This is a genomic window from Patescibacteria group bacterium, assembly GCA_035288465.1.
GTDB lineage: Bacteria > Patescibacteriota > UBA1384 > DATEAH01 > DATEAH01 > DATEAH01.
In genome coordinates this window covers 38,707-50,472 of record DATEAH010000009.1, presented here as the reverse complement: position 1 = coordinate 50,472, position 11,766 = coordinate 38,707, and the positions used below count along the sequence as shown (strand labels likewise).

Sequence of the window (11,766 nt, the reverse complement as noted above, 5' to 3'; positions counted from 1 at the left end):
GGCAAGCCAGTGGGGGTTTCGTGACCCAGAAGGGTCCCGTTGTGGACCGGCTGCCGCCCCGAATAGGACGAAAGAGACGAGGATTGCGGAGGAAGGGTGGAAAGGGAGGGGCGACCGAAGTCAGGTTGGTGAGGGGTTGTAAGTCGGATGAATCCGCTCCAATCCCGTTACCCGGCTTGGTCGCCCCCAGTGGGACGTTGTGCTGTCAGACCAGATGGGTTTGTTGAGCCCGATTAGGAGCTCTAAGATGGAACCACATCTGGTCGCCCAGCGGCAGTTTCGCGGCGGCAGGCCACACTTTCTTGTAACCACTACGGCCATGCCTGCTCGACGCGAAACTGTTTGGCGTTTCTTCTTTACCTTAGGTCCGGTTCGTGCAGAAACCGTTTTCTTATCACCCGAAGGTGAACCAGTTCTTCTGGTAGTTTAGCGCGAGAGCTGCACTATGCGCCGAGAAGAAGTTGCGACTAGTTGTGAAGGTACGAACCGAACCCAGTCTTCCTTGTGGCCGAAACCCTAGTGGCCTTGACGGGCCGTGTCCTGGACCAAACCCCAGTCATGAAACCTGTGGGTGTGATTCCGAGGATAGTTGGGTATCTAGCCGAAGACTGGTGGAGCTGCCGAGTTTTACGACGCCGGAAGCGATGCCGGACGACAGGAAACGCGACGGCGCTTTTATCAGCTGACGACCGGTATAACCCGTTGGCAGAACACCTCGAGGTTGCCGGGCTTGCCAACCGACTATCCTGACTATCCTACCTGAACTGAACATGCTCCCGGGGGTGGGGTCGGACTATCGTTTTCGGAAGCTCGAGAAGAACCGGTTCAAGGAGTTGATACTCCTTTCTGATGATGGATTACGTCTTGTGGGACGCATCGCCGGTCCGGTGCTGGGGTCAACCGCCGTCAGGCCCTGTGTGTTCCCTGTCTGTCTGAGCGACCTGGTACGACCATTGACACCATCTCCTTCTGCCATATGTAGTCAGACCCGACGAATGGGTCTGTTGGGACAGACGACCTCCGTCTGCACCCTGGCGGGTGTTGCCTGCGTTTTAGTTTATTTTGGGTTTATCTTTGTTTTTCTTTATTTTACTTATTATACCATATCAAAAATATTTGTCAATATCTCTACCTTAAAAAGATAAAATTTACAGGTAAAGAGCGAAGGCACCTCCTAAAAAAAGTGTCTCGCAGACTTGCCCAAGATAAGGCATTAAAAAAGTATAACAATTGGGGCAAGACAAGAGTCAAGCGACGGCTTGAGAGTAATTTTGATAATAAATTTGATTGACGGAGCGTCTTTTTGTGGAGAGTGCCGAGCGAAACATTTTAAAAATTATTCCAATTTTGTTGCACCAAATTTGCCGCTAAAAAAATCTAAAATTCCCCTACATAAATATTTTAAACCTAAAAATCGAGTTCGTTTTCCAAACAAATATTGGATTAACCCTAAACCAATTTCAAAAAATAAAATTCTAAAAAATATAAAAAGTAAAAAAGTTGGCCACCAATAAAATACCAAATTCTTTTTCGCAAATAATAAATTGTTGCGATAGAAATAATATTGCATTTTGGGGTTTGCGGCACCACCAGTGCTTTGGGAAATCTTGTGCCAAATCACCGCATCTGGAACATATAAAAATTTTACCCCAGCACGAAGAGCCCGAGCTTCCCAATCTGTTTCTTCCCAGTATAAAAAATATTTTTTATCCAAAAAACCCACTTTTTTAAATAACAAAGCGGAGATTAGCATCGCCGCCCCAGTGATAAAAGTAATTTCGCTTGGTTTTTTTAATTTCGCATTTGAAATTTTGGCACCCCGATTAAACATTTGCACAGACCCGAGAAACGGCATCATTCGTCCCCCCGCATACCATAAGCGGTTTTTATCCGGATACATGCGGATTTGTGGGGAAAAAACTTCGAATTGGGGTTTATTTTGGACATTTTTGATTAAAATATCCAAAAAACTCGGATTAACAATGGTGTCATTATTCAAGAGCATAACATAGTCGGCATTGTTTTTTAGTGCCCAACGAACGCCAACATTATTACCTTCGGCAAAACCTAAATTTTTAGAATTTTCAATGATTTTTACTTTAGCACCAAATCTTTGTCGAATTATTTTGGCTGAATCATCTTTGGAATTATTATCCACTAAAACCACTTTAAAATTCGGATAGCTAATTCGAAAAAGACTCTCTAAGCATTCGAGAGTGTCTTGTTGTGAATTATAATTAACTAAAATAATGGCTACTTTAGGATTAATCATGATTATGATTTTATCCATAAGACTGATTTTTTGTAGGCGTCTAAATTTTCAACCGCCATGCCTGTTCCCTTTGCCACCGCCAATAAAGGCTCTTCAGCAACATGGCACGGCACGCCGGTGACCTTGGTCATTAATGAATCAATATTTCGCAACATTGAACCGCCACCAGACATTATAATGCCTTTATCAATCACATCTGCGGCTAATTCCGGGGGGGTGTTTTGTAAAACATTTTTGACGGTGTTGATAATATCTTTTAACTCATTTTTAAGTGACTTTACCACATCATTGCTGGTAACGATAATTGTTTCGGGCAAGCCAGAGATTGAATTAGAACCAGAGATCTCCATTTTTAACTCTTTTTTCAAAGGTAAAACTGAACCGATTTTAATTTTAATGTTTTCGGCGGTTTGTTCGCCAACAATTAGATTATGTTTGCGACGGATATAATTGGCAAGAGCTTGATCCATTTTCCGGCCCCCGGTACGAACTGAGCTGGCCGCGACAATATCACCCAAAGCAATTACTGCTACTTCAGAGGTGCCACCGCCAATATCAATAATCATATTCCCCGACGGAGAAGAAATTGGCACTTCCGCACCAAGCGCGGCGGCAACCGGCTCTTTGATGATAAAAGCTGCTTTGGCACCAGCTTGCAAGGCCGCATCAATAACCGCCCTTTTTTCAGTGGAGGTAATACCAGCTGGGGCGGCAATCATCACTTCCGGACGAAATAACCTTAAACCGCCAGAAACGCGATTAATAAAATATCTCAACATCGCTTCGCAAATTCGATAATCGGCAATGACACCATCCCGCAAAGGATGCGAAGCAATAATACTTTCAGGCGTGCGTCCAATCATTTCTTTGGCTTCTTTGCCAATTGCTAAAACACGGTTATCATCAACCGATAATGCCACCACCGTTGGTTCATTACTCACAATCCCCTTTTTGGGCAAATACACTAAAGTATTGGTGGTCCCTAAATCAATGCCAATTCTTCGACCTAACATCTTCCTCCATTACGATATTTAAATTAAATCCGTGTTACCTAATTATATACTAATTTATATACCAACAAGTTTATTATTTGATTCTTTTGATATTGGCACCTAGGGCTTGCAGCCTAATTTCAACTGCTTCATAACCTCGATCAACCAAATCAATATTATCAATGATTGTTTCACCTTTGGCGGCTAAACCAGCAATAATTAAAGCGATGCCGGCGCGAATATCTGGACTGCCAATTTGTGCGCCATATAATTGGGTTGGTCCGGTAACTAAGGCGCGATGCGGATCGCACCAGACAATTTCGGCACCCATTTTTATTAGATTATCAGTGTATAATAACCTTCGCTCGTAAATCCAATCATGAATTAAACTCGTGCCTTTAGCTTGGGTGGATAGCACGCAAAACGGCGCTTGCAAATCAGTGGGAAAGCCTGGCCAGGGTCGAGTTTGAATCCGGGAAGCTTTAAGATTGGGGCTTTTTAAAATTTTTAGACTACGATTTTCAAGTTTATATTTGACGCCCATCATTTCTAATTTGGCTAAAATCGGATCTAAATCCGTGGCAACGACATCTTTGATAGTGATTTCGCCCTTGGTGGCAGCGGCGGCCGCGGCAAAAGTGCCAATGTCAAGAAAGTCGGGAATTAGGCGGTGTTTGGCGCCTTGTAATTTTTGAGCGCCAATAATTTCTAAATGATTAGTGCCAATGCCTGATATTAATGCGCCCATTTTGATCAAAAAATGCGCTAAATCTTGAACGTGCGGTTCGCAAGCTGCATCCTTGAGTACGGTTTTGCCAGGAGTAAGAGCGGCCGCCATTAAGACGTTTTCGGTGGCAGTCACAGATGGCTCATCTAAAAACATTTCAGTCGGATTTAATCCGCGAGGCGCTTGGGCATAATAATATGTTTGATCTTGTTTGGTAGTGGCGCCCATTTTTTCTAAAGCCCAAAAATGAGTTCCAACCGGCCTTTTGCCAATAATACAACCTCCCGGATGCTTCATTTGAATTTTTTTCATTCGGGCCAACATTGGCCCCATCAACAAAATTGAGGCTCTAAGTTTTGAGATTAATTCTGATTTTAATTGGGTAGTTTTAATTTTTTGAGCCTGAATCTGATACTTATGAGGGTTTATTTTTTTAACAATAGCGCCCAATTCTTGAATAATCTCCAGCATTACTTGAATATCCAAAATATCTGGGATATTATCAATTTCACAAATTTCATCAGTTAAAAGACAAGCAGCAATTATCGGTAATGCCGAATTTTTCGCACCGGTGGTGCTGATAGTACCGTGTAATGGCTTGCCACCGATAATTTTAAATTTTGCCATATTTATGCCTTTTATTATTTTATTTCGATTACCTTTAATTTTACCAAAATTTCACTCTTTTGCAAGCTCATTGCTTGAGTTTTTGAGGTTTTTTAGGTATAATTTAAGTAAATATTATGAAAAAACATCATAAAAAAATTATTGCCACCCTTAGTCTTTGGAGTTTGATCGGAGTGATTTTTTTGGCAGTTTCGATATTTTTGGTACTCTGGGCAGCTGGGTATAAATATAATTACTCGGCTCATAAATGGCAAAAATCCGGTTTAATTTATATAACCTGCCAACCGCGCGATGTCGAGATTTTGGTTTCGGGAAAATTAGCGGCAAGTCAATGCCCGGCTTCTTTGGGATTATTGCCGGGTGATTATGACTTGGAAATTCGCAAAACAAATTATCAAAGTTGGAAAAAGCACATCACGGTTGAGGTTGGTCGGGTGATTAAATTTGAAGACATTGTCCTTTTTTATGCCTCTCCGGAAAAAACCAATATCGCTTCAAATATTAAATCTTTCCAGGTTTCACCAGATTCAAATAAATTATTATATATAAATAAAACTTTAAATCAATACAATCTAAACACCAAAGACCTTAGAAGCATTAAAAAAATTCCCGAAAATCTTAAAATTAGCAGTTGGTCGGCAGATTCTGAAGTAGCCTTGCTGGCAGGCAATGGTAATTACTATCTTTATAATGCCAATGATAATATTCTGGCAGCGGTTGATTTTAAAATACCGGCTAAAATTAAACAAATTTATTGGCTACCTCAAGGTCATCAGACCTTTTTAATTTTAACTCAAGATAGCAAATTTTATAATATTAAAAATGGCAACTTAAAGCTAATTGCTGACAATATTCAAAAAATATTCCCTGAGAATAACGACCTTTATTATTTAACTTTAGCAAAAAATAAACTCCAGCTCAGAAGAGCTGATTTTGATTTGACAAATTCTAAAAATTTGGTGACTTTAACGGCTGGCGAATATAAACTTTTTGTGAAAAATTCAAATATTTTTATTTTAGATGAAAAAGGCAAATTATCAATAGTAATTAATAACTCGCTTAAAACGATTTCGAGCCAAGTCGAGGATTTTTCTTGTTCACAAGAATTACGCTTTTTTGGCTTGATTAAAAAATCAAAACTTTTATACAAAACCGATTTAGGTGAAATTTGGTACTATGATCCGGAAACCAAAAATAATGTCTTAATTTACCGTACCTCAAAAACCATTTCGAAAATTGAATGGCTTGATAATTTTCCTTATATTATTTTTAATCTTGACCAAAAAATAAAAGTGATAGATTTATTCGGCAAAAACGAAATAACCTTAGCTCCGGGGGTAAATTTTGAGATAATCTCGCAAAATCAATTAATTTATTTAGATCTTGATAAAAAACTTAATTTGCTCAAATTTCGAAATTAGCTCGATGAATTTTAAGGAATTACCTGATCGGCTCGAACAATTAAACGATTTAAACTCGTGCCAATTGGCGTGCAAGTCATTAAGGTTAAAGTTGGTTCTTTGGTTGGCATCATGACTTCAACTTGAGATGGCTTAACTGTAAATTTCTCTTGGACGCGATAATAATAAGCTTTATTATTATAGGTAATGATCACCTCGTCGCCGAGATCTAATTTATTGATCATCGAAAAAATGGCGCTATAAGGACCTTGTTCCCACCAATAATTTGAAGAGTGGCCAGCGATAAAAATGTTGCCTTTATCGCCGGGTTTGGCGGTGCCTTGATAATGAGCCACGCCATTTTTTAAACTGGCAATAAAATCTTTTTCAGGCACATTCCAAACAATAGGAACGTTTATATTTATTTTATTTATCACAATCCGGTTATTTCCGAGTTTAAGTTCGGTGGTGGTTGGCTGTTTGGAATTATTAATATTTGGTAAGGTCGTAAGTTCTGTTTTTTGGGAATTATTTTGGTGAAATATTTTTCCCCAATAATAGCTAACATTAATTTTCACGGCTGGCCAATTTAAAAGTGTAAACATAATGGCAAAGATAATTAAAAAGAAAACCGCAAATTTGAGGACGTTTTTGAAAAGATTTTTTAAATTTTCTTGGGCTAAAAATGTAAATTTCATTGATTTTATCATAACTCAAATTCGGTAAAATGTCAAGTCTTTTTTTTGTGGCCAAATAAAAAATGCCGAGGGCGGGAATCGAACCCGCATGAGCTTGCGCTCACAGGTGTTTGAGACCTGCGCGTCTACCAATTCCGCCACCTCGGCATTCTTAGCTCAATTATACCCTAAAAATCGTTTTTTTTAAAGATTTAATTTGATTTTTTAGCTATTTTTTGGTAGTATTATAAATTGAACATCCTTTCTCGGAAAGGAGATAATGCATATGGTGGCGAATCTGCAGTATCTTTTTTCTGACATCGCATTTTTCTTCATCTGGTCAATATTAATCCCAATTCTCCTATTGATTGGGTATGTATTGTTGTTTTTTGCTCAAAGGCTCTTTAAGAATTTGTTTTGCTGGATCGAATCTGTTCTTCCAGAAGATGACGAAGCACAACAAAGATTTTTGATAATATTGTCCGATGCCAGCTCAGGGGTGACAAATGGGTTTTATCCATTTAATCCCTTTATTGAATTCTCAGATACTCGCCCGTGAATCAAACTTGCCTTATTTAATCCACAGTCACCAAACCAACCCAAAGGAGATGGAAAGATGAGCCATGAAGCCGTTATCGGATTGGTTAGTTTAATCCCGTTGCTGGCGATTATATCATTCTTGACTTTTACGTCAGTTCTTGCTTGTCTGCTTTGTTCGAAAAATAGCCGGACCACCAAACGCCATTATTATCAAATCTTTAAAACCCTTTACAAGGATAATCCTTTTCCCCCTCCAGATAAGATCAAATTTATTTAACACAAACCCAATTATTCAAACACTTTATCATTTTAACTGCCCCTTAACTGCCCCGTCGCGGGAAAACCTTGGCGGGCTTTTTTTATTGAAATTTAGCTCAAATAAGGTAAAATGAAATCAGAATGGGGACATAGTAAAATGGCATTACACGGCATTCGCATTGCCGAGGTCCGGGTTCGACTCCCGGTGTCTCCACAGGTATAGTCTTGTATTTTTATAATTTATAGCTATAATTAAGCTAAAAGGAATTATTTGATGAACAACTTAAATGATTTAGACAAAATTGCTCAAATTGATACTAAAAACACCCGTAAATATATTGCGGAGTTGGGTCCTCAAATTCAGTTAGGCTGGTCAAGTGCTCAAAAATTAATTATTCCCTCATTTTATCCCAATACCAGCAAAGTTGTTATTTTAGGCATGGGCGGTTCAGGTATTGCTGGCGCTTTGGTCCAGGCATTATTAAAAAAAGAGAATCCCCATCCGATAATCATTCATCGAGATTATGGGGTACCAGCTTTTGTTGACAATAAAACATTAGTAATTGCCGTTTCTCATTCTGGTGGAACCGAAGAGGTTTTAGATGGATTCGTGGCCGCCTTTTCCAAGGGTGCAAAATTAATAGCAATCACGACTGGCGGCAAATTAGAATCATTAGCGAAAAAATATCGCGCGCCTTTGTATAAATACCAAAGTGATGCGCCTCAGCCGCGAGCAGCCATGGGTTATGGATTCGGGGCAATTTTAGGGGTGATGAAAAAAATTGGCTTGATGTCGGAATTAGCGCAAAAAGATATTGATGAGGCAATTGTGATTTTAAACCAGGTTAATGAAAACCTCAAACCTGAAAATAAAACTGGGCGAAATTTAGCCAAACGAATTGCAAATCAGATTTTTGGCTCAGTGCCATTTGTTTGGTCAGCTGAAAACCTAGAAGAAGTGGCGCGGCGCTGGAAATGCCAGTTTAATGAAAATTCTAAATATTCATCTTATTTTGAAGCATTGCCCGAATTAAACCATAATACCATTGCTGATTTAGATTTTCCAAAGCCAAACCCAATATACGTGCTGATATTGCAGTCAAAATATTATAATCCAAGAATTCATAAAAGAATTGGGATTTGCCGAGAAATTTTGGATAAAAAAGAAATTCCAAATCTGTTGGTTAATTTGGAATTAAAATGTTCAGCCTTGGCAGAGATGTTAGCCTATGTGTTATTGGGCGATTATACCAGTTTTTATCTGGGAATTTTACACGAAGTTGATCCCAGTTCAAACGAAACGATCATTTTCCTAAAAGATCGTTTACAAAAATAAGCTCAAAGATTTTATTGACCTATCGTAAAGGGGGTGGAGAAATGTCAAAAATTGCGAAATTAATTGCCCGTGAGATATTAGACTCACGCGGTGATCCCACGGTAGAAGTTGATGTGATTACTGATGATGGTTTTTTTGACCGCTCTTCGGTCCCATCTGGAGCCTCGGTGGGACAATTTGAGGCTTTGGAATTAAGGGATAGCGATCCAAAAAGGTTTGGCGGTAAAGGAGTTTTAAAAGCGGTTGAAAATGTGGAAACTGTAATTCAAAAAAATCTTGTGGGCAAAGATTTAGCCAATCAGACTGAAATTGATCGCATCTTAATTTATTTAGATAATACTGCCAACAAGGCCAAATTAGGTGCAAATGCAATATTAGGCGCCTCTTTAGCTTGTGCTCGAGCTGGAGCAATCGCTTATCGATACCCTTTATACCAATATTTAACTCGCTTGACTCGACCACAACCTGAATCATATCATATGCCGGTGCCCTTTATGAATGTCATTAATGGCGGCATTCACGCGGGTTACAATTTAGATATTCAAGAATTTATGATTATTCCCATGGGTGCAGACAGCTTTAAAGAAGCAGTAAGATGGGGTTCTGAAGTATATCATGCTTTAGGCAAACAATTAAAATCAAAAAATGTTTCAACGAATGTTGGCGATGAGGGTGGCTATTCTCCCTCTTTTGACCAAAACGAAAAAGCGATTGCGGCAATTGTTGAGGCAATTACCAGCGCTGGCTTTACTCCCGGAAAAGATGTTTTTGTTGGCTTGGATGTCGCCGCCTCTCAAATAATGAATCAATCCGGTCAATATACGCTTAAAAAAGAAAATAAGGTTTTATCAACCGACCAAATGATTGAATATTTAAAATCCCTAGCGGACAAATACCCAATTTATAGCATTGAGGATGGTTTGGCAGATGATGATATGGCAGGCTGGACCAAATTAACCACTTTGCTGGGCACAAATATCAAAATTGTGGGTGATGATATTTTTGTGACCAATATTGAAAGATTGAATCTCGGGATTCAAAATCAAGCCGGCAACGCGATTATTATTAAACCTAATCAGGTGGGAACCTTGTCGGAAACGATTAAAACGGTTAAATTAGCGCAACAATCAGGTTATACGATAATTATTTCACATCGCTCGGGTGAGACTGAAGACACATTTATTGCTGATTTAGCGGTGGGGGTGGGTGCGTTTGGTATTAAATCTGGAAGTTTATCACGGTCTGAACGAACCGCCAAATATAATCAAATTATTCGTATCGAAGAAGCCTTGGGTGCAAAAGCGGTTTTTGGACATAATTCTAAAAGTGAAAGCACCATATATTAAATTTAATGAGATTTTATTATGAAGAAAATATCACCATTTGCTTTGGTAATTTTGGATGGCTGGGGAATCAGCCCTTCTTGGGGTGGTAATGCAATTTCATTGGCTGAAACTTCAAACATGAACCGTTATTGGTCTATTTACCCTCATACTCAATTAAAAGCTTCGGGTGATAATGTCGGCTTACCGGGCCAGGAAATGGGCAATTCCGAAGTTGGCCATTTGAGTATTGGCACAGGTCGGGTTTTAAAACAGGACATTTCGAGAATTAACCAATCAATTAGCGATGGGAGTTTTTTTAAAAATCCCGTCATTAATGCCGCTTTTGATTGGACGAAAAAACATAACTCTTCTTTACATTTCGTGGGTTTAGTTTCGGATGGCGGTGTCCATTCTCATATTAATCATTTGTTTTCATTATTGGATTATGCCCAGCAAAAAGAATTAGATTCAGTATTTATTCATGCTTTTTGCGATGGTCGCGACACTCCAACGACCGCCGCAATTTCGTTTATTGCCAAATTGACTGATAAAATTAACCAAACTAAGGTGGGCAGAATTGCGAGTATTGGTGGCAGATATTATGCGATGGATCGCGATAAAAGATGGGAAAGAACCGAAAGAGAATATCGAGTGATTGTCGAAGGCAAAAGCGCGGTGTCAAGCGATGCCCGAAAAGCGGTGAGCGCAAATTATGCTGCTGGTAAAACTGATGAATTTATTGAACCGACCAGTATTGAAGCTAAAAATCAACCAGCCGGTCAAATTAAAGATGGCGATGCAGTTTTATTTTTTAATTTTCGTGCTGATCGAATGAGACAAATCGTGCGGAGCATTTGCGATCCCAAATTTAAAGAATTTCATACCAAAAAACTTAAAAAGTGTTATTTTGCCAGCTTAGTGCCTTATGAATACGAGAATTCATTAGATATAAAAGTAGCCTTTCCTGTCCCGGCTGAAGTTAAAAATTGTTTAGCGGAAATTTTATCGAACAATAATCTCACGCAACTGCATTTGGCAGAAACTGAAAAATACGCCCATATTACTTATTTTTTTAATGGTGGCAGGGAAAACCCATTTCCTGGAGAAAAAAGAATTCTAATCCCCTCCCAAAAAATATCTACTTACGATCTTCAACCCGAAATGTCTGCGGCCGAAATTGCCCAAACAGCAATTGAAAATTTAAATAAATTTGATTTTATGGTAATTAATTTTGCCAATGCGGATATGGTTGGCCACACCGGCAACATGCAGGCAACTATTGCGGCAGTTACTTATTTAGATAAAATCGTGGGCAGTTTTGTGAATGAAATGAAGCGCCATAAAGGGGTCACGATCATCACCGGCGACCATGGCAATGCCGAACAAATGTTAAACCCAAAAACTTCAGAACCTGAAACCGAGCACAGCACTTCTGATGTCCCCTTTATTATCATTGACGATGTGAGAAAATATCAAAACCTTCATCCTGGGCGTTTGGCAAATATTGCGCCCACAATTTTGGAAATTTTAGATATTCCAAAACCTCAAGAAATGGAAAATAGTTTATTTGCCCAAAATCATTATCATGGTTTACCAACTACGACATAATTTA

Annotated in this window: 9 protein-coding genes and 2 tRNA genes; 6 read left to right on the top strand and 5 right to left on the bottom strand. The window is 39.1% G+C overall.

Features of this window, described 5'->3' with window-relative positions; translation table 11 throughout:
* Nucleotides 1-247: 247 nt before the first annotated feature.
* Nucleotides 248-430, top strand: coding sequence for a hypothetical protein (locus VJJ80_03435; GenBank protein HLC39141.1), 183 nt, complete (start codon nt 248-250; stop codon nt 428-430).
* Between the two features lie 906 nt (nt 431-1,336).
* On the opposite strand, the gene VJJ80_03430 is transcribed toward VJJ80_03435, so the two are convergent.
* From VJJ80_03430 to murA, 3 genes are all read right to left on the bottom strand, one after another.
* Nucleotides 1,337-2,290, bottom strand: coding sequence for a glycosyltransferase family 2 protein (locus VJJ80_03430; protein ID HLC39140.1), 954 nt, complete (start codon nt 2,288-2,290; stop codon nt 1,337-1,339).
* The gene (locus VJJ80_03425) at nt 2,275-3,285 is read right to left on the bottom strand and encodes a rod shape-determining protein (GenBank protein HLC39139.1); all 1,011 of its coding nucleotides are present in this window, start codon (nt 3,283-3,285) and stop codon (nt 2,275-2,277) included. The genes VJJ80_03430 and VJJ80_03425 overlap by 16 nt, the downstream gene beginning before the upstream one ends.
* A gap of 73 nt (nt 3,286-3,358) precedes the next feature.
* Nucleotides 3,359-4,618, bottom strand: a complete 1,260-nt coding sequence (gene murA, locus VJJ80_03420) for a UDP-N-acetylglucosamine 1-carboxyvinyltransferase (protein ID HLC39138.1) — start codon at nt 4,616-4,618, stop codon at nt 3,359-3,361.
* 116 nt (nt 4,619-4,734) lie between these two features.
* Between murA and VJJ80_03415 the strand changes: the two genes are divergently transcribed.
* A complete protein-coding gene (locus VJJ80_03415) occupies nt 4,735-6,039 on the top strand; it encodes a hypothetical protein (GenBank protein HLC39137.1) in 1,305 nt (434 codons plus the stop codon).
* A gap of 11 nt (nt 6,040-6,050) precedes the next feature.
* Here the strand turns inward: VJJ80_03415 and VJJ80_03410 are convergent, their stop codons facing one another.
* Complete coding sequence (locus VJJ80_03410) at nt 6,051-6,716, bottom strand: class D sortase (GenBank protein HLC39136.1); 666 nt, start codon at nt 6,714-6,716, stop codon at nt 6,051-6,053.
* A gap of 63 nt (nt 6,717-6,779) precedes the next feature.
* Nucleotides 6,780-6,863 (bottom strand) — tRNA-Leu (locus VJJ80_03405).
* Between the two features lie 773 nt (nt 6,864-7,636).
* On the opposite strand from VJJ80_03405, the gene VJJ80_03400 reads away from it, so the two are divergent.
* From VJJ80_03400 to gpmI, 4 genes are all read left to right on the top strand, one after another.
* Nucleotides 7,637-7,707 (top strand) — tRNA-Ala (locus tag VJJ80_03400).
* Between the two features lie 60 nt (nt 7,708-7,767).
* Nucleotides 7,768-8,829 carry a bifunctional phosphoglucose/phosphomannose isomerase gene (locus tag VJJ80_03395; protein HLC39135.1) on the top strand — a complete coding sequence of 354 codons (1,062 nt, stop codon included), beginning with the start codon at nt 7,768-7,770 and terminating at the stop codon, nt 8,827-8,829.
* A 41-nt stretch (nt 8,830-8,870) separates the two neighbouring features.
* Nucleotides 8,871-10,175 (top strand): phosphopyruvate hydratase, encoded by a 1,305-nt coding sequence (eno, locus tag VJJ80_03390; protein HLC39134.1) that lies wholly within the window; start codon nt 8,871-8,873, stop codon nt 10,173-10,175.
* A gap of 18 nt (nt 10,176-10,193) precedes the next feature.
* Complete coding sequence (gene gpmI, locus VJJ80_03385) at nt 10,194-11,762, top strand: 2,3-bisphosphoglycerate-independent phosphoglycerate mutase (GenBank protein HLC39133.1); 1,569 nt, start codon at nt 10,194-10,196, stop codon at nt 11,760-11,762.
* Nucleotides 11,763-11,766: the final 4 nt, after the last annotated feature.